At 63.1% G+C, this 17,999-nt stretch carries 15 protein-coding genes; 7 read left to right on the top strand and 8 right to left on the bottom strand.

Annotation, left to right across the window (positions count from 1 at the left end; all coding sequences use genetic code 11):
- Window positions 1–14 precede the first annotated feature (14 nt).
- Window positions 15–650 carry a C40 family peptidase gene (locus QCBJ_RS25540; protein WP_046034944.1) on the bottom strand — a complete coding sequence of 212 codons (636 nt, stop codon included), beginning with the start codon at window positions 648–650 and terminating at the stop codon, window positions 15–17.
- A gap of 268 nt (window positions 651–918) precedes the next feature.
- Between QCBJ_RS25540 and QCBJ_RS25545 the strand changes: the two genes are divergently transcribed.
- Window positions 919–1,329 (top strand): TM2 domain-containing protein, encoded by a 411-nt coding sequence (locus QCBJ_RS25545; protein WP_163825880.1) that lies wholly within the window; start codon window positions 919–921, stop codon window positions 1,327–1,329.
- An 85-nt stretch (window positions 1,330–1,414) separates the two neighbouring features.
- Here QCBJ_RS25545 and QCBJ_RS25550 read toward each other — a convergent pair whose 3' ends face one another.
- The 7 genes from QCBJ_RS25550 to gshB all read right to left on the bottom strand — a co-directional run bounded on the left by QCBJ_RS25550 (window position 1,415) and on the right by gshB (window position 7,470).
- The gene (locus QCBJ_RS25550) at window positions 1,415–2,686 is read right to left on the bottom strand and encodes a dihydroorotase (RefSeq protein ID WP_102061862.1); all 1,272 of its coding nucleotides are present in this window, start codon (window positions 2,684–2,686) and stop codon (window positions 1,415–1,417) included.
- Window positions 2,683–3,687 carry an aspartate carbamoyltransferase catalytic subunit gene (locus tag QCBJ_RS25555; protein WP_015886339.1) on the bottom strand — a complete coding sequence of 335 codons (1,005 nt, stop codon included), beginning with the start codon at window positions 3,685–3,687 and terminating at the stop codon, window positions 2,683–2,685. Before QCBJ_RS25555 ends, QCBJ_RS25550 begins: the two co-directional genes overlap by 4 nt.
- A 24-nt stretch (window positions 3,688–3,711) precedes the next feature.
- Window positions 3,712–4,218, bottom strand: coding sequence for a bifunctional pyr operon transcriptional regulator/uracil phosphoribosyltransferase PyrR (gene pyrR / locus QCBJ_RS25560; RefSeq protein ID WP_046034946.1), 507 nt, complete (start codon window positions 4,216–4,218; stop codon window positions 3,712–3,714).
- 73 nt (window positions 4,219–4,291) lie between these two features.
- Complete coding sequence (ruvX, locus tag QCBJ_RS25565; protein WP_102061863.1) at window positions 4,292–4,729, bottom strand: Holliday junction resolvase RuvX; 438 nt, start codon at window positions 4,727–4,729, stop codon at window positions 4,292–4,294.
- Window positions 4,729–5,298 (bottom strand): YqgE/AlgH family protein, encoded by a 570-nt coding sequence (locus QCBJ_RS25570; protein WP_015886337.1) that lies wholly within the window; start codon window positions 5,296–5,298, stop codon window positions 4,729–4,731. Before QCBJ_RS25570 ends, ruvX begins: the two co-directional genes overlap by 1 nt.
- Before the next feature lie 235 nt (window positions 5,299–5,533).
- Window positions 5,534–6,439, bottom strand: a complete 906-nt coding sequence (locus QCBJ_RS25575; RefSeq protein WP_015886336.1) for an energy transducer TonB — start codon at window positions 6,437–6,439, stop codon at window positions 5,534–5,536.
- A gap of 77 nt (window positions 6,440–6,516) precedes the next feature.
- On the bottom strand, window positions 6,517–7,470 hold the full coding sequence (gene gshB / locus QCBJ_RS25580) for a glutathione synthase (RefSeq protein WP_102061864.1): 954 nt from the start codon (window positions 7,468–7,470) through the stop codon (window positions 6,517–6,519).
- A 239-nt stretch (window positions 7,471–7,709) separates the two neighbouring features.
- On the opposite strand from gshB, the gene pilG reads away from it, so the two are divergent.
- From pilG to QCBJ_RS25610, 6 genes are all read left to right on the top strand, one after another.
- On the top strand, window positions 7,710–8,117 hold the full coding sequence (gene pilG, locus QCBJ_RS25585) for a twitching motility response regulator PilG (RefSeq protein WP_003176671.1): 408 nt from the start codon (window positions 7,710–7,712) through the stop codon (window positions 8,115–8,117).
- Between the two features lie 46 nt (window positions 8,118–8,163).
- Window positions 8,164–8,529, top strand: coding sequence for a twitching motility response regulator PilH (pilH, locus tag QCBJ_RS25590; protein ID WP_014720320.1), 366 nt, complete (start codon window positions 8,164–8,166; stop codon window positions 8,527–8,529).
- 12 nt (window positions 8,530–8,541) lie between these two features.
- A complete protein-coding gene (locus QCBJ_RS25595; RefSeq protein WP_015886335.1) occupies window positions 8,542–9,066 on the top strand; it encodes a chemotaxis protein CheW in 525 nt (174 codons plus the stop codon).
- Window positions 9,063–11,114: a methyl-accepting chemotaxis protein gene (locus QCBJ_RS25600; protein WP_015886334.1), complete on the top strand. Its 2,052-nt coding sequence runs from the start codon at window positions 9,063–9,065 to the stop codon at window positions 11,112–11,114. Before QCBJ_RS25595 ends, QCBJ_RS25600 begins: the two co-directional genes overlap by 4 nt.
- Window positions 11,115–11,220: 106 nt before the next feature.
- Window positions 11,221–17,040 (top strand): Hpt domain-containing protein, encoded by a 5,820-nt coding sequence (locus QCBJ_RS25605; protein ID WP_102061865.1) that lies wholly within the window; start codon window positions 11,221–11,223, stop codon window positions 17,038–17,040.
- Window positions 17,033–17,488 (top strand): chemotaxis protein CheW, encoded by a 456-nt coding sequence (locus QCBJ_RS25610; protein ID WP_010207210.1) that lies wholly within the window; start codon window positions 17,033–17,035, stop codon window positions 17,486–17,488. The genes QCBJ_RS25605 and QCBJ_RS25610 overlap by 8 nt, the downstream gene beginning before the upstream one ends.
- The last annotated feature ends 511 nt before the right edge of the window (window positions 17,489–17,999 follow it).

Here is a 17,999-nt window from a genome sequence, read left to right on the forward strand (position 1 = left end):
GCTTTGCGGCAGGCTTAGCGCTGGACGACCCGCAGATTGTTCTGCTCTTTCGGCAGCACCCGCTTGGCGATCACGTAGTTCTTGTCCCAGAACGGCTTCTTCAGCGTGTCGATGCTGACCGCCTTGCCACGGCGCGGTGCGTGGATGAAACGGTCGTTGCCCAGGTAGATGGCAACGTGGTTCACCTGGCGGCTCTTCAGTTTGAAGAACAGCAGGTCACCCGGTTTCAGGTCCTTGCGGTCAACCTTCTGCCCGTGGCCGGCGGCCATGGCGTTGGAGGTGCGCGGCAAATCCACGGCCGCTACGTCGTTAAACGCATATTTCACCAAACCACTGCAGTCGAACCCTTTACTTGGGCTGCTGCCGCCCCAACGATAAGGAGTACCGAGCACGTTCACGGCGCGGCTGAGGACGGTGCTGCTCTGTTTGGTGTTGACTGCCATCAGGGCCGGGTTTGCTTTACCGTGGGCCTTGCTCAGTTGAGTCGGGCGGTTGACGGTCAGCTTTACCGATTTGGCCGTGCTGGGTGTGCTGTGAACTTTAGGGGTGAAACCGTTAACGTTAGGAAGTCGTTGCTCACGATTGGTGGCGTGGGCGGCCAGTGGCATTAATAGGCAAATGGTTAGCCATGTCTTGAAAAATGGTCGCATTAGGCGTGGCTCTTATGGGTTTGCGCGCAACTTTATAACAGCTTTTTGTGTCGTTCTCAGGCCGTTTGTCGACTGAACCTTGACGTCAAAATCAGGAAAAACGCGACGATTCGCCGCAATTGTCCTACACAAGTCAGGTGGCATAAGGCTTTCAGGGCAGGGAAGATACCATTTGCCGTACGTCGGGCGCCTGTAAAAAAGTCACAAAGAAAGTGAAAAAATTTATCTATCGAGGCAAAAGAGGTACGCGATGAACACCTATCAGCAGATTGGTTCGCAGCAAGACACCCACAGCAAGGTGATCGGTTACCTGCTGTGGATTTTTGGTTTTACTGGGGCGCACCGCTTCTATTACGGCAAACCGGTGACCGGCACGATCTGGTTTTTCACCTTTGGCTTGCTGGGTATCGGCTGGCTGATCGACCTGTTCCTGATCCCGGCCATGGACCGTGAAGCGGACCTGCGTTTTACCGCCGGGCCGATCGAATACAACGTGGCCTGGGTGCTGTTGGCGTTTCTCGGGGTGTTTGGCGTGCACCGCATGTACCAAGGCAAATGGATCACCGGCCTGATCTACCTGCTGACCGGCGGTTTGTTCCTGGTGGGGGTGTTGTATGACTTCTGGACGTTGAATACACAGATATCGATCCGCAATGCCGAGCGCAACAGCGGCCGCTGATCTTTAACTTCTGGTGGAGATCAACATGTGGGAGGGGGCAAGCCCCCTCCCACATTGATCATGCCCACATTAGATGTGGGATTTTTCAGGCCTGGTAGCTGATCCGCCCATCCACCAAGGTGTAGCGCACCGTCGCCGGCAGGCTATGGCCGATGAACGGGCAGTTTTCACCTTTGGACAGCCAGTGCTCCCCGGCAACCGTGGAGCGGGCCGGGTCAAACAGCACCAAGTCCGCCGCCGAACCCACCGCCAACTTACCCGCCGGCAGGCGCAATGCCTCAGCCGGGCCTGCGCTGAGGCGTGCCAGCAGTGTCGGCAAGTCCAGCAATCCATCCTCCACCAGTGTCATCGCCAGCGGCAGCAACAGTTCGACACTGCTGATGCCCGGCTCTGTCGCGCCAAACGGTGCCAGCTTGGCATCCCGCTCATGGGGCTGGTGATGGCTGGAAATCGCCGAGACCACACCGGACTTGACCGCCGCACGCAAACCTTCGCGGTCGGCCAGGGTGCGCAGCGGCGGTTGCACGTGGTACAGGCTGGAGAAGTCGATCAGCGCCTCATCCGTCAGGATCAACTGATACAACGCCACATCCGCCGTGACCGGCAGTCCGCGAGCCTGTGCCTGGGCGATAAGGGCGACGCCTCGGGCGCTGGTCAACTGGCTGAAGTGCGCACGCACACCGCTTTGTTCCACCAGCAGCAGGTCACGGGCCAGGGCTACGGTTTCGGCGGTTTCCGGAATGCCCGGCAGGCCGAGGAAGCTGGCCACGGCGCCTTCATGGCCCAGGCCGCCTTCAGCCAAGTCGCGGTCCTGGGAGTGGAAGATCACCGTCAGGTCGAAGGTGGCTGCGTATTCCAGGGCGCGTAACAGCGTCCGGGTGCTGCGAAAGCTTTCCAGGCCGTTGCCGAAGGCCACGCAACCGGCGTCACGCAGGGCGATCAGCTCGGCGAGTTGTTCGCCTTCCAGGCCTTTGCTCAGGGCGCCGATAGGGAACACTTTGCAATTGCCGGCCTCACGGGCGCGGTCGAGGATCAGCTCGGTCACCGCCGAGGTGTCCAGCACCGGCTTGGTGTGCGGCGGGCAGCACAGGCTGGTCACGCCACCGGCCGCAGCGGCGCGGGTTTCGCTGATGATGTTGCCCTTGCGACTGTAGCCTGGCTCGCGCAGGGCGACGTTCAGGTCGACCAGGCCAGGCGCGGCCACCAGGCCTTTGGCGTCGAGGGTCTCGCTGGCGCTGAAGCCTGCGGGCGCGGCGCCGATGGCGATGATCTTGCCGGCTTCCAGATGAAGGTCGGTGACGTGATCCAGGCCACTGGCCGGATCGATGACGCGGGCGCCGAGGATGCTGAGCTTCACTGGGCGTTCTCCTGCTCGAATTGACGTTGCGCGGTTTGCCCGCTCATGGCCATGGACAACACCGCCATGCGCACGGCGATGCCGTAGGTCACCTGGTTGAGGATCACCGACTGGTTACCGTCGGCCACCGCCGACTCAATCTCCACGCCACGGTTGATCGGGCCAGGGTGCATCACGATGGCATCCGGCTTGGCGCCGGCCAGGCGTGCAGTGGTCAGGCCAAACAGGCGGTAGAACTCGCCTTCGCTCGGCAGCAGGCCACCGGACATCCGTTCGCGTTGCAGGCGCAGCATGATCACCACATCCACATCCTTGAGGCCTTCGGCCATGTCGGTGTAGACCTTCACGCCGTACTGCTCGATACCGATCGGCAGCAGGGTTTTCGGCGCGATCACGCGGATGTCCGGGCAACCCAGGGTTTTCAGGGCCAGCATGTTCGAGCGTGCCACCCGCGAGTGCAGGATGTCGCCGACGATGGCTACCGAGAGGTTTTCAAAGCTGCCTTTGTGCCGACGGATAGTGAGCATGTCGAGCATGCCCTGGGTCGGGTGGGCGTGACGGCCGTCGCCGCCGTTGATGATCGCTACCTGCGGGCACACGTGCTCGGCGATGAAGTGCGCGGCGCCGGAGTCGCCGTGGCGTACCACGAACATGTCGGCGGCCATGGCTTCCAGGTTGCGCAGGGTGTCGAGCAGGGTTTCGCCCTTGCTCGCCGACGAGGTGGACACGTTCAGCGTGATCACGTCGGCCGACAGTCGCTGGGCCGCCAGTTCAAAGGTGGTGCGGGTGCGGGTGGAGTTCTCGAAGAACACGTTGCAGATGGTCTTGCCGCGCAACAGCGGGACCTTCTTCACCGCGCGGCCACCGACTTCGAGGAACGAGTCGGCGGTGTCGAGGATTTCAGTCAGCAGTTCGCGGGGCAAACCGTCGAGGGACAAGAAGTGTTGCAACTGACCCTGAGCATTGAGCTGCAGCGGGCGCTTGGCATCTAGAGGCGTCATCGCGGGGACTCTTTACAAGGCGGTTTAAAGGGCGAGGTCTTGCAGTTCGAGTTCGAGCGGCGTGGGACCGGACAATTTTACCCGTTGGTGGGCTTGCAGCGACAGGGTGGCGCCGACCACATCCGGGCTGATCGGCAACTCACCGGCGTCCAGGTCCAGCAGGCACACCAGCGTCACGCTGGCCGGGCGGCCATAGTCGAACAATTCGTTCATGGCGGCGCGGATGGTGCGACCGCTCATCAGCACGTCGTCGATCAGCACCAGGTGCTGGCCTTCGATTTCGAAAGGCAGCGCCGACGGACGCACTTGTGGGTGCAGGCCGTTCTGGCTGAAGTCGTCGCGGTAGAAGGACACATCCAGGGTGCCGAGGGGCGAGTCGCTGCCCAGCGCTTCCAGCAACGCCTGGGCCACCCACACACCACCGGTGCGAATGCCAATGAAACGTGGCTCGCTGATGGCACGGTGTTGCAGATGGGCCGTGAGGTCTTTGGCCATTTGGCTGATCAGTTCGGCGGGGTTCGGCAAGCTCATGCAGGCTCCTTCAGGACCTTGGCGCAGGCAAGGTCCGGGCTCAAACGTAAAAAGACGCGGCAAGCCGCGTCAGTCAGGATTCAAATAAAGCGGTGTTGTCGTCCAGCCAACCCTGCAACAGCAGCGCGGCGGCGATGGCGTCCACGGGGTTGTCGCGGTAGCTGCCCTTCTGGCCGCCACGGTCTCGGCGCTCACCCTTGGCTTCGAAGGTGGTCAGGCGTTCGTCGTGGGTATAGAAGGGGATGTTGTAGCGGCCATTGAGGCGTCGGGCGAATTTTTCCGCGCGCAGGCACATGTCGCTGGGCGTGCCATCCATGTTCAAGGGCAGGCCGACCACCACGGCGTCGGGCTTCCACTCTTTAATGAGGGCCTCGACCTGGTTCCAGTCCGGTATGCCGTTCTGGGCTTTCAAGGTGCACAGTTCGCGAGCCTGGCCGGTGATGACCTGGCCGACGGCTACGCCGATCTGCTTGGTGCCGTAGTCAAAACCGAGGATTAAGCGCAAAGCCATCAGGCGTGCCCCGCCTGGCTGGTCAGCAGGTTGAGGTTGACGCGCAGTTTGGCCGCGGCTGCCTCCAGGCGCAGTTCGCTGGGCGTGTTGAACAGGATTTCAGCGTCGAAGGGGCAAGTCAGCCACGCGTTGCTGGCCAGCTCGGCTTCCAGTTGGCCGGCTTCCCAACCCGCGTAGCCGAGGGTGATCACACTTTGCTCAGGGCCCACGCCGTCCGCGATGGCGAATAGCACGTCCTGTGAAGTGGACAGCGACACGCCTTCCAGGTCGACCGTGGCCTGGAACTTCGGCCCGGTGGGGTGCAGCACAAAGCCGCGATCGGTCTGCACCGGCCCGCCGATGTAGATCGGCACGCCCTGGCAGCGGGCTGGAGGGTCGACCTCCGGGCGCAGTTGCTCAAGGATATCCGCCAGGTTCAGCTCTTGCGGGCGGTTGATGACCAACCCCATGGCACCTTTGGCGGTGTGCTCGACGATGTAGGTCAAGGTCTGCGCAAAGTTCGGGTCGGCCATATGGGGCATGGCGATCAGGAATTGGTGCTTGAGGTAGGTCGGGCTGACATTTTTCATGTCCGCTAGTGTGGCGGTGGAGGGGCGAACTGACAAGCTGGGGTGGACCATAATTGTGGCAAACAGGGTTGTTGTGGTGAGCGGGCTTGCCCCGCGCTGGGCTGCGAAGCCGCCCCAAAACCGGATGTTTCATTTTAGCTGGAGAACCTCTGTGCCTGGATTGGGGGGGCTTCGCCCCCCCAGCGCGGGGCAAGCCCGCTCACCACAACAACCCCGCTTACCACAAAGGGCGTATTCAGTTGCTGGACAGGCGGTCGCCCTTGGCGAACTTCCAGGTGCGGATAATTTCAAGGCGGTCGACGTCGTTCAAGTCGCCGCTGAACGGGGCAAAGGGCGCGGCCAGGCGCACGATGCGCTGGGCGGCCTGGTCCAGCAGCGGCTGGCCTGACGATTCCAGCACCTGGACTTCATATAACGTGCCGTCGCGGTTGATCGACACCAGTAAGCGCAAATTGCCATAAATCTGCTGGCGTCGCGCTTCATCCGGGTAGTTGAGGTTACCGATACGCTCGACCTTCTTGCGCCACTCGTCCTTATACCAGGCGCCTTTGTCGCGCATGGTCGAGGCGGCGTTCAGCCGGTAGATGCGCGGGCGCTTGGCGTACAGCTGCTGTTCGTTGGCCAGCTCGGCTTCCAGGCTGGAAATCTCGTCGGAGAGTGTCGAACTGTCGAACGTCGGCGCGGGCTTCACGGGCTCGGGCGTCGGTTCGGTCTTGGTTTTTTCGCGCTGGGTCGGGGCTTTTTGCGGTTTGGGCGCGACGGTGGTCACCGCAGCCTTGGGCGCGGCCTGCTTCACCTCGGGCTTGGGCGCCGGCGGCGGGGTGACTTTATTCACCTTGTTGTCCTGGAACGGCGCCACTTCAGTGGTCTTGGGCACGGCCTTCTTGTCGAGGGTGCCGCTGCCCTGCTGGTTGTCCTGGGCGAGAAAGTCAGCCTTCTCGGGCTTCTTTTCACTCTTGAACGTGGCGAGGGTGATTTCCAGGGTTTTGCTGATTTGCTTGGGTTCGACCAGGGTGAACCCCACGCCGAGGATCAGGGCCAGGTGAATCAGTGCAGCGAGGAACAGGGTAAATCCGAGCCGATCAGCCGGGCGCACGCCGCTATGGGAGAGTTCGGGGGGCAGTTCGGACGGGAGCGTCATGACAAAAAAACCAACATCGCGCGTTTCACAGGTGGCGCATGATAACGCAATGTTGGTGTGTGTCCGGCTGTTCTATGTCACTTGGCTTGTAGCTTGCGCTCAATGGCAGCCATCAACATTTCGCCGATGTTCGTGCCAAATGCGTTGTCGATCTCGCGAATGCAGGTGGGGCTGGTGACGTTGATTTCAGTCAGGTTCTCGCCGATCACGTCCAGGCCGACAAACAGCAAGCCCTTTTCACGCAGGGTCGGGCCAACCTGGGCGGCAATCCAACGGTCCTTGTCCGACAGAGGGCGTGCTTCACCACGACCGCCGGCTGCCAGGTTACCGCGGGTCTCGCCAGCCGCCGGGATGCGCGCCAGGCAGTAGTCCACCGGCTCGCCGTCGATCATCAGGATGCGCTTGTCGCCGTCCTTGATCGCCGGCAGGTAGGCCTGGCCCATGATTTGCTGAGTGCCCAGGGCGGTCAGGGTCTCCAGGATCACCGACAGGTTCGGGTCGCCTGCGCGGTGACGGAAGATCGAGGTGCCGCCCATGCCGTCCAACGGCTTGAGGATCACATCGCCGTGCTTGGCAGCGAATTCACGCAGCACGTCGGCGCGGCGGCTGACCACGGTGGGCGGGGTGCACTGCGGGAAGAGGGTGGCGAACAGCTTTTCATTGCAGTCGCGCAGGCTCTGCGGCTTGTTCACGATCAGCACGCCGGCGCGCTCGGCCTGCTCCAGCAGGTAGGTGGAGTAGACGAATTCCATGTCGAACGGCGGGTCCTTGCGCATCAGGATCACGTCCAGATCGCTCAGCGGGCTGTCGATTTCGTCCGACAGCTCGAACCACTTCTCAGGGTTGGCAAACACCTGCAGCGGACGCATGCGTGCGCGGGCCTCGCCGTTACCCTGGTAAAGATCGCGCTGCTCCATATAGAACAACGTCCAGCCGCGGGCCTGGGCGGCCAGGAGCATGGCCAGCGAGCTGTCCTTTTTATAGGAGATGCTGGCGATAGGGTCCATGACAATGCCGACGCGAACGCTCATGGGGGATTTCCTCTAGCAAATTAGGGCGCATAAAAGTGGCGTCAGAGTGGCGCTGTGGCTGTTGTGGGTCAAGGAAAAACCACCTGGCCGGTTGCTCGATAGATTGCGCCCGGAGACTGTGCTAAAAAGACTGCCACGGCGCAGCAGCCCTTGAATTCCAAGGCTTGCGGCGCTCATCCTGTGCAACATCAGGCAGTACACACCGAAAACCGATTCGCTGTGGCGATGGCAGAGCAGATATGGAACAGCATTCCAACGCCTTGAGAGTGATGGTGATCGACGACTCAAAGACGATCCGCCGTACCGCTGAAACCTTGTTGAAGAACGTGGGGTGCGATGTCATCACGGCCATCGACGGTTTCGATGCCCTGGCCCGGATTGTCGATCATCACCCGCACATCATCTTTGTCGACATCATGATGCCGCGCCTGGATGGTTATCAGACCTGCGCCCTGGTGAAGAACAACCCGGCGTTCAAGTCGATCCCGGTGATCATGCTGTCCTCCAAGGACGGCCTGTTCGACAAGGCCAAGGGGCGCATCGTCGGCGTCGATCAGTTTTTGACCAAGCCTTTCAGCAAGGAAGAACTGCTGAGTGCGATCAAGGCCTACGTGCCCGGCTTCGCCGCAGTAGAACAAGCACACTGACGTCGCCTCACGAGGGTCGGCGCGAACTTATGTAGCGGGGAAAACCATGGCACGTGTTCTGATCGTCGACGATTCGCCGACCGAAATGTACAAACTGACCGGCATGCTGGAAAAGCATGGCCATCAGGTTCTCAAGGCCGAAAACGGTGCGGACGGCGTGGCCCTGGCCCGCCAGGAAAAACCCGACGCCGTGCTGATGGACATCGTGATGCCGGGCCTCAATGGCTTCCAGGCCACCCGCCAACTGTCCAAGGAGCCGGAAACCAACGGCATCCCGATCATCATCATCACCACCAAAGACCAGGAAACCGACAAGATCTGGGGGGCGCGCCAGGGCGCCAAGGATTACCTGACCAAGCCGGTGGATGAAGAAACCCTGATCGCCACCCTGAACAAGGTGCTGGCCGGCTGACGGTTCGCCATCATGACCGAGTCGCAAACCGCCTTCGAGCTGCTGTTGGACATCGACCGGCGCTGCCGCCTGCTGGCCGCCGACCTGCCGTCCCAGGAAGCCCGCCTGCAACGTTGGAGCGGGATCGGTTTTCGCTTGGGGCCGCACTGGTATGTGGCACCCATGGGCGAAGTTGCCGAAGTCCTGCATGAACCGCGCTGCACGCTTATGCCCGGGGTCAAGGCCTGGGTCAAGGGCGTGGCTAACCTGCGTGGGCGCCTGTTGCCGGTGATGGACCTGGGTGGGTTTCTCGGGCTTGAACTGTCCAAGGCGCGCAAACAGCGGCGCGTATTGGTGGTGGAATTCAACGACTTGTTTGTCGGGCTGCTGGTGGACGAGGTGGTGGGGATGCAGCATTTCGCACAAGACGCACTGCTGGCGAGCGCCGCGCCCGGTGTTCCGTTTATCCAGGGCCAGTTCGAGGGCGACCAGCAGTGGCAGGTCTTCAGCCCATTCGCCCTGGCCCAGGCTCCAGGTTTCATGGATGTTGCCGCATGACCACCGCCACCACGCCAAAACCCCAGGCCGGCTCGCGCAGCCGCTCGCAGATCATCGTGCTGTTCATCGCACTGATCGTGTTCATCATGTTGCTGTTCGCCAACTTTGCGTACCTCAACACCCAGTCCACCTATGACAAACAGTACATCGGCCACGCCGGTGAGCTGCGCGTACTGTCCCAGCGCATCGCCAAGAACGCCACCGAAGCCGCCGCCGGCAAGGCCGCCGCGTTCAAGCTGCTGGGCGATGCGCGCAACGACTTCGCCCAGCGCTGGGGCTACCTGAAAAAAGGTGACCCGGAAACCGGCTTGCCTGCCGCGCCCAACGCCGTGCGCGCCGAAATGCGCGCGGTGCAGACCGACTGGGAAGCGCTGCTGAAAAACACAGACGCCATCCTCGCCAGCGAACAGACCGTGTTGTCCTTGCATCAGGTCGCCGCGACATTGGCCGAAACCGTGCCGCAGTTGCAGATGGAGTCGGAAAAGGTCGTCGATATCCTCCTGCAGCGTGGCGCCCCGGCCAGCCAAGTGGCCTTGGCCCAGCGCCAGTCACTGTTGGCCGAACGGATCCTTGGCGCGGTGAACACCGTACTGGCCGGCGACGAAACCGCCGTGCAGGCCGCCGACGCCTTTGGCCGTGACGCCAACCGCTTCGGCCAGGTGCTCAACGGCATGCTCCAGGGCAACCCCGGCCTGCGCATCACCCAGGTCGAAGACCGCGACGCCCGGGCGCGGCTGGCGGAAATCGCCGAGCTGTTCGAATTTGTCTCCGGCTCCGTGGATGAAATCCTCGAGACCTCGCCGCAACTGTTCCAGGTCCGCGCCTCGGCGAGCAATATCTTCAACCTGTCGCAAACCCTGCTCGATGAAGCCTCGCACCTGGCCACCGGTTTTGAAAACCTGGCCAGCGGGCGCAGTTTCGACACCATCGGCGGTTATGTGCTGGGGCTGTTGGCGCTGACCTCGATCATCCTGATCGGCCTGGTGATGGTGCGCGAGACCAACCGCCAGTTGCATGAAACCGCCGAGAAGAACGAGCGCAACCAGAACGCGATCATGCGCCTGCTGGATGAAATCGAAGACCTGGCCGACGGCGACCTCACCGTGACGGCCTCGGTGACCGAAGACTTCACCGGCACCATCGCCGATTCCATCAACTACTCCGTCGACCAACTGCGCGACCTGGTCGCCACCATCAACCTCACCGCCGGGCAAGTCGCCGGTGCGGTGCAGGACACCCAGGCCACCGCCATGCACCTGGCCCAGGCGTCGGAGCACCAGGCCCAGCAGATCGCCGAAGCGTCCACGGCGATCAACCAGATGGCCCAGTCCATCGACCAGGTGTCGGCCAACGCCGCCGAGTCCTCGGCGGTGGCGGAGCGCTCGGTGGAGATCGCCAACAAGGGTAACGAGGTGGTGCACAACACCATCCACGGCATGGACAACATTCGCGAACAGATCCAAGACACCGCCAAGCGCATCAAGCGCCTGGGTGAGTCGTCCCAGGAGATTGGCGACATCGTCAGCCTGATCGACGACATTGCCGACCAAACCAACATCCTCGCCCTCAACGCCGCGATCCAGGCGAGCATGGCCGGTGACGCCGGGCGCGGCTTTGCGGTGGTGGCCGATGAAGTGCAACGGCTGGCCGAGCGCTCGTCGGCGGCCACCCGGCAGATCGAAACCCTGGTGCGGGCGATCCAGGCTGACACCAACGAAGCGGTGATCTCCATGGAGCAGACCACCACCGAAGTGGTGCGCGGCGCGCGGCTGGCACAGGACGCCGGGGTGGCGTTGGAAGAGATCGAAGGCGTGTCGAAAACCCTGGCGGCGCTGATCCAGAGTATTTCCAACGCGGCGCAGCAACAGACCTCGTCGGCGGGGCAGATCTCCCTGACCATGAACGTGATTCAGCAGATCACTACCCAGACCTCGTCGGGCTCCACGGCCACCGCCGAAAGCATCGGCAACCTGGCGAAAATGGCCAGCCAACTGCGCCGGTCGGTGTCGGGGTTTACCTTGCCGCCGCCAAAGCAGGTCGACGATTGAAATGCAGTACCAATGTGGGAGGGGGCTTGCCCCCTCCCACATTTGATCTCTATCTGTCTTGAGATCTCGCACCACCAGCAACCCACGAATTCTAAGCGGAGCAGTTATGGTTGATCGGCACGACTACGTGGCCCTCGAATGGGTCAAGGGCGACATTGCCGAAACCCTGCAACAGGCCCGTTCGGCGCTGGATGCGTACGTCGAAACCACTGACGGCGACGCGATCAGCGAATGCCTGGCCGGCATCCATCAGGTGCATGGCGCGCTGCAAATGGTCGAGTTCTACGGCGCGGCCCTGCTGGCCGAGGAAGTCGAAGCACTGGCCCTGGCTCTGCAAGCCGGCCATGTGAGCCAGCGCGACGAAAGCATCCGCCTGCTGCAACAGGCCCTCAACCAATTGCCGCTCTACCTGGACCGCGTGCACAGCGCCCGCCGCGACCTGCCGCTGGTGGTATTGCCGTTGCTCAACGACCTGCGCAGCGCCCGCGGCGAAAGCCTGCTGTCGGAGACCAGCCTGTTCAGCCCGCAACTGCTCACCATCGCGCCGCTGCCCGATGAAGCGCTGGCGCAACGCGCGGTGCCCGACCTGAAAGAGCAACTGCGCCAGTGGCATCAGCTGCTGCAACAGGCCCTGGCCGGGCTGCTGCGCGAAGACCACGGCCCCAGCAACCTGGAGGACATGGCGCGGGTGTTCGCGCGTCTCGAAGCCTTGTGCCAGGGCGCGCCGTTGTTGCCGCTGTGGCAAGTCACTTCGGCGCTGGTCGAAGGCATGCTCATCGGCGTGATCGCCAACAGCCCAGCGCTGCGCAGTTTGCTCAAGGCCAGTGACAAACAGCTCAAGCGCCTGCTCGCCCAAGGCATCGGCGGCATCAACCAGCCGGCGCCAGATGAGTTGCTCAAGAGCTTGCTGTTTTATGTGGCCAAGGTCACCCGGCCGACACCGCGCATGCAAAGCCTCAAGGAACGCTACGGCCTGGATGAAGCCTTGCCGGACAGCACGGTGGTCGATGCCGAACGCGCACGTCTGGCCGGGCCGGACCGCAACGCCATGGGCTCGGTGCTGGGTGCATTGTGTGAAGAGTTGGTGCGGGTAAAAGAACGCCTCGACCTGTTCGTACGCAGCGACCGTCAGCACACCAGCGACCTCGACGCGCTGCTCGCGCCACTGCGGCAGATCGCCGACACCTTGGCGGTGCTGGGCTTCGGCCAGCCGCGTAAAGTCATCATCGACCAGCTTGCCGTGGTGCTGAGCCTGGCCCAGGGCCAACGCGAACCCAACGATGCCGTGCTGATGGACGTCGCCGGCGCCTTGCTCTATGTCGAAGCCACACTGGCTGGCATGGCCGGCACCGTGGAGCCGGAAAGCCGCGAAGAAAGCCGCCTGCCCACCACCGACCTGACCCAGATCCACCAATTGGTGATCCGTGAATCCTGCCAGTGCCTCAAGCAAGCCAAGGAACTCGTGATCGATTGCATCGAAGCCGACTGGGACCGCCAGCGCCTTGAGTCCCTGCCGGAACTGCTGAGCCAGGTGCGCGGCGCCCTGGCCATGATCCCTTTGCCACGCGCGGCGAGCCTGATGCGCGGTTGCACGGACTACGTCGATGAACAGTTGATGGGCAACGACGCGCCGCCGACCGAGCGGCAACTGGCGCATTTTGCCGACGTGATCAGCAGCCTGGAGTACTACCTCGAACGGATGCTCCAAGACCCCGATGCCGCAGGTGAACGGGTGCTGGAGCTGGCCACCCAAGGCCTGGCGGCGCTGGGTTACCTGCCTGCCGAGAAACCCTGGCGCCAAGCCCTGGTTGCACCGGATGGAGCGCTGGCGGTGGAGGTCGCGCCGAGCCAGTCGCAGTTCGACGCGCTGGCCAGCCCCACGTCGCGCCTGAACCCGCCGGCCCTGCAACGCCCCGGTAGCCTGCTGCCGCCACCGGCCGACGAAGAGCCCATCGACGATGAGCTGCGCGAGGTCTTCCTCGAGGAAACCGACGAAGTCCTCGACGTGCTGCACCGTTACCTGCCCAACAGCGCGGACAAAACCGCCCAGGGCGAAATGCGCCGTGCTTTCCACACCCTCAAGGGCAGCGGCCGCATGGTCCGCGCACTGGTCCTGGCCGAGCTGGCCTGGGCTGTGGAAAACCTGCTCAATCGCGTACTGGAACGCAGCGTAGCCCTGAGCCCCGAGGTACAACAGGTGCTGGATGAAGCGGTGGCCTTGCTGCCGGAGTTGATCGCGGACTTCGCCACCGACGACCAGCGCCAGCGCGATGAAGTCGACGCCCTGGCCGCCCGCGCCCACGCCTTGGCCAGCGGTACGCCGCAGCCGTCTGCCGAACCCCATGACCCGATGCTGCTGGAGATCTTCCGCAACGAAGTCCAAAGCCATCTGGACAGCCTCAATCACTTCCTGCAACAGGCCGCCGAGCATGTACCGCTGCACGTCAGCGATGAACTGCAACGCGCCCTGCACACGCTCAAAGGCAGCGCCTACATGGCCGGCGTGCTGCCCATCGCCGAACTGGCGCGCCCGCTGGACCACCTCACCCGCGAATACAAGGCACACCGCCTGCCGCTGGACTTGGACGAAGTGGAGTTGCTGCTCGAAGCCGAGAGCCTGTTCCAGCGCGGGCTGCGTGATCTGGACAGCGACCCGTTGGCGCCGATCAAAGGCGCAGAGGACCTGATCAACCGCACCCAACGCCTGCTGGATCAGCAGCTTGAAGCATTGCTCGACGCCCCGAATACCGGTCTGCGTATCAAGCGCGACCCGCAACTGATCGCCAACTTCCTGGCCCAGGGCATGGACATTCTGCTCGACGCCGAAAGCCTGCTGCGCCGCTGGCAACAGCATCCCGGCGAACGCCAGGAACTCACCGCGCTGCTGGACGAACTGACCACCCTGGGGGAGGGCGCGCACGTCGCCGACCTGCACGCCATCGACGCACTCTGCGAAGCGCTGCTCGACCTCTATGGCGCGGTGGAGGAGAGCAGCCTGGCGGTGAGCGAGCGGTTTTTCCACGAGGCCGAGCAGGCCCATGAAGCCTTGATCAACATGCTCGACCAATTGGCCGCCGGGCAGGAAATCAGCCCGGCGCCGGCACGGGTGCAGGCGTTGCGCGAGTTGCTGGATGAGGCCCTTGACCCGTCGGCCACCGGCCTGATCAAAAGCGACGGCAGCCGCGCCTTGAGCATCTCCGAGCTGGGGGCGGCCACGGCGCAATTGGATCAGCCAACGACGATGGACGATGAGATCGTCGAGATCTTCCTGGAAGAGGCCGTGGACATCCTCGACAGCGCCGGGCAGTCGCTCAAACGCTGGTTGCTGGAGCCGGATAACGCGGGACCGCTGTCCTCGTTGCAACGTGACCTGCACACCCTCAAGGGCGGCGCGCGCATGGCCGAAATCGGGCCGGTGGCTGACCTGGCCCACGAGCTGGAATGTTTGTATGAAGGGCTGGTGGACCGTCGCTACAGCTACTCTCCCGAGCTGTCGCTGTTACTGATGGCCAGCCATGAGCGGCTGGCCTTGCAGCTTGATGAATTGCAACAGCAACGGCCCCTGAGCGATGCCGGCGAGTTGATCGCCCAATTGCGTGGATTCCGCCAGGGCAGCACACCGACGGCACCGACCGAGGCTGCGCAAGCCTCGGGTGCTGATCCTGAATTGCTGGATATCTTCCTCGAAGAAGCCGCCGACATTCTCGACAGCTCAGGCAGCGCTTTGCTGCGTTGGCAGGCCGAGCCCGGCAGCCGCCAGGAAGTCGAAACCCTGCTGCGCGACCTGCACACCCTCAAGGGCGGCGCGCGCATGGTCGAGATCGGGCCGATCGGCGATCTGGCCCATGAACTGGAGTTTCTCTACGAAGGGCTGTCCGCAGGCCTACTGGCGCCGTCCGCCGAGCTGTTTGCGTTGCTGCAAGGCTGCCACGACCGCCTGGCGCAGATGATCGACGCGGTGGCCGACGGTTTGCCGGTCGGCTCGGTGGACAAGCTCATCGAGCGCATCAAAAGCCTGGTGCACCCCAGCGACGAACCGGTGACACCGGTGGCGTTGCCGACGGGCAAGGCGGAGGCCGTGGTAGACCCGGCCGCCGACATGGTGAAGATCTCTGCCGAGCTGCTCGACGACTTGGTCAACCTGGCCGGTGAAACCTCGATCTTCCGTGGCCGTATCGAGCAGCAAGTCAACGACGCCCGCATTGCCCTGACCGAAGTGGAAACCACGATCGAGCGCATGCGCGACCAACTGCGGCGTCTCGATACCGAGACCCAGGGCCGCATCCTCAGTCGCCAGCAGGCCGAGGCCGAGCGCCTGGGTTATGAAGAATTCGACCCGCTGGAAATGGACCGCCACTCGCAGCTGCAGCAATTGTCCCGCGCGTTGTCCGAGTCCGCTTCCGACCTGCTCGACCTCAAGGACACCCTCGAGCGCCGCAACGAGGACGCGCACGACCTGTTGCAGCAACAGGCGCGCATCAACACCGAGTTGCAGGAAGGCCTGATGCGCACGCGCATGGTGCCGTTCGAACGCATGCTGCCGCGCCTCAAGCGTATCGTGCGCCAGGTGGCGGGTGAGCTGGGCAAGGACGTGGAATTCATCGTCGGCAACGCCGAGGGCGAGATGGACCGCAATGTGCTGGAACGCATGGCGGCACCGCTGGAGCACATGCTGCGCAACGCCGTCGACCATGGCCTGGAGTCCCGCGATGTGCGACTGCTGGCCGGTAAGCCCGAGAAAGGCCGCATCACCCTGGACCTGACCCACGAAGGCGGCGACATCGTTTTCGACATGCGCGATGACGGCGCAGGTGTACCGCTGGAGGCCGTGCGGCGCAAGGCGATCAAGCGTGGCTTGCTGGGCCCGCATCAAGAGATCAGCGACCGCGACGTGTTGCAGTTCATCCTGCAGCCGGGCTTCTCCACCGCCGAAAAGATCACGCAGATTTCCGGACGCGGCGTGGGCATGGACGTGGTGCATGAGGAAGTGCGTCAGCTTGGCGGCTCGATGGTCATTGATTCGACGCCGGGCGAGGGTGTGCATTTCCGTATTCGCTTGCCGTTTACCGTGTCGGTCAACCGTGCGCTGATGGTGCAATGTGCGGACGACCAGTACGCGATTCCGCTCAACACCATCGAGGGTCTGGTGCGGGTGCTGCCCCATGAGCTGGCGGGCCATTACCAGCAAGACCCGCCGTGTTATGAATACGCCGGCCAGCGCTATGAGCTGTTCTACCTGGGCGACCTGCTGCACACCGTCAGCCGCCCGAAACTGCTGGGCCAGTACCAGCCGGTGCCGGTGCTATTGGTGCAGTGCAACGAGCGGCGTGTGGCCATCCATGTGGACGCCATGGCCGGTACGCGGGAGATTGTGGTCAAGGGGCTGGGCCCGCAGTTTGCCGGGGTGCAGGGCCTGTCGGGCGCGACGATTCTGGGCGACGGTCGCGTAGTGCTGATCATCGATTTGCTCGCGCATATCCGCGCCCGCCAGCCGGCCTTGCCGGCCCAGTCGGTCGATGCGCCGCTGATCCTCAACGACCCCTTGAAAAAACGCCCGTTGCTGGTGCTGGTGGTGGACGACTCCGTCACCGTGCGCAAAGTCACCAGCCGCCTGCTGGAGCGCAACGGCATGAACGTGCTCACCGCCAAAGACGGCATCGACGCCCTCGCTGTGCTCGAAGAACACACCCCGGACCTGATGCTGCTCGACATCGAAATGCCGCGCATGGACGGCTTCGAAGTCGCCACCCAGGTGCGCAACGACCCCCGGCTGATGCGCCTGCCGATTATCATGATCACCTCGCGCACCGGCCAGAAACACCGCGATCGCGCCATGGCCATCGGCGTCAACGACTACCTCGGCAAGCCGTACCAGGAATCGGTGCTGCTCGAAAGCATCGCCTACTGGAGCAAGTCCCATGCTTGACCACCGCACCAGCCAACTCACCGGCCTGCTGCTGCCGCTGGCCGACCGCCACCTGGTGCTGCCCAACGTCGCCATTGCCGAGCTGATCGACTTCCAGCGCGGTGAGCCCGCCAGTGATGCGCCGCCGTGGTATTTGCGGCAAGTAACCTGGCGCGATCGGCAGATACCGCTGATCAGCTTTGAAGCGGTGTGCGGCGAGGCGAGTGTGACCGGCGAACGCTCGCGAATCGTAGTGTTGAACGCGTTGGGCGGGCGACCGACGTTGAAGTTTATCGCACTGGTGATTCAGGGGATTCCACGGTCTTACAAGCTCGACAGCGAGTTGAGTTATGTGGACGTGCCGCTGTGCCCGTTGGAGTTGGCGGCGGTGCAGGTAGGGGAGCATGTGGCGAAGGTGCCGGACTTGATGGGGTTGGAAGCGTTGCTGGTCGAATCCGGATTAGCTTGAATCCCCCGCTCCCACACGGGATCGCGCTCATCTCAGATACTCACTCAACCCGCATAAACCGCTGCCTGCAGACCTCGTTTGTGGCGAGGGAGCTTGCTCCCGCTGGGGCGCGAAGCGGCCCCAAAACCTACCGCCGCTTTCTGCCTGTAGAAACGCGGTGTTTGTACTGGGGCTGCTGCGCAGCCCAGCGGGAGCAAGCTCCCTCGCCACAGGGGGGGTGTTGCTGGGCCTTCGGATTTTTCCTGCAAGATTTTGGGCCGTGCATGAACTTGTCGCGTGCAGCCAGCGCGCCTAGTCTTCGTCCCGTCATCGCAAAAAACGGTGACACGGACGTGCAAGTCCGGTTACATGTCGGCGCACCGGCGCCCATAGCCATTCAACGGGCGTTTTTATGCCTGCTGTATTTGTTATGGCGGCTGTGCGTGGGAGATCCCTCGGGGTCTGCCGGGGTCCGATATGCCCGGTCTTGCACACCTGCGCACAGCTGCCACCTTAGTTCGCGTGCAAGCGG

The sequence above is a fragment of the Pseudomonas sp. QC2 genome, from assembly GCF_002859085.1.
Classification (GTDB): domain Bacteria; phylum Pseudomonadota; class Gammaproteobacteria; order Pseudomonadales; family Pseudomonadaceae; genus Aquipseudomonas; species Aquipseudomonas petroselini.

Excerpts from the sequence above, each read along its gene's own strand:
- QCBJ_RS25595 (WP_015886335.1), top strand. The coding sequence starts at position 8,542 with ATGACCGAGTCGCAAACCGCCTTCGAGCTGCTGTTGGACATCGACCGG.
- QCBJ_RS25555 (WP_015886339.1), bottom strand. The coding sequence starts at position 3,687 with ATGACGCCTCTAGATGCCAAGCGCCCGCTGCAGCTCAATGCTCAGGGT.
- pyrR (WP_046034946.1), bottom strand. The coding sequence starts at position 4,218 with ATGAGCTTGCCGAACCCCGCCGAACTGATCAGCCAAATGGCCAAAGAC.
- gshB (WP_102061864.1), bottom strand. The coding sequence starts at position 7,470 with ATGAGCGTTCGCGTCGGCATTGTCATGGACCCTATCGCCAGCATCTCC.
- QCBJ_RS25540 (WP_046034944.1), bottom strand. The coding sequence starts at position 650 with ATGCGACCATTTTTCAAGACATGGCTAACCATTTGCCTATTAATGCCA.
- pilG (WP_003176671.1), top strand. The coding sequence starts at position 7,710 with ATGGAACAGCATTCCAACGCCTTGAGAGTGATGGTGATCGACGACTCA.
- ruvX (WP_102061863.1), bottom strand. The coding sequence starts at position 4,729 with ATGGCTTTGCGCTTAATCCTCGGTTTTGACTACGGCACCAAGCAGATC.
- QCBJ_RS25610 (WP_010207210.1), top strand. The coding sequence starts at position 17,033 with ATGCTTGACCACCGCACCAGCCAACTCACCGGCCTGCTGCTGCCGCTG.
- QCBJ_RS25600 (WP_015886334.1), top strand. The coding sequence starts at position 9,063 with ATGACCACCGCCACCACGCCAAAACCCCAGGCCGGCTCGCGCAGCCGC.
- QCBJ_RS25575 (WP_015886336.1), bottom strand. The coding sequence starts at position 6,439 with ATGACGCTCCCGTCCGAACTGCCCCCCGAACTCTCCCATAGCGGCGTG.
- QCBJ_RS25605 (WP_102061865.1), top strand. The coding sequence starts at position 11,221 with ATGGTTGATCGGCACGACTACGTGGCCCTCGAATGGGTCAAGGGCGAC.
- QCBJ_RS25570 (WP_015886337.1), bottom strand. The coding sequence starts at position 5,298 with ATGAAAAATGTCAGCCCGACCTACCTCAAGCACCAATTCCTGATCGCC.
- pilH (WP_014720320.1), top strand. The coding sequence starts at position 8,164 with ATGGCACGTGTTCTGATCGTCGACGATTCGCCGACCGAAATGTACAAA.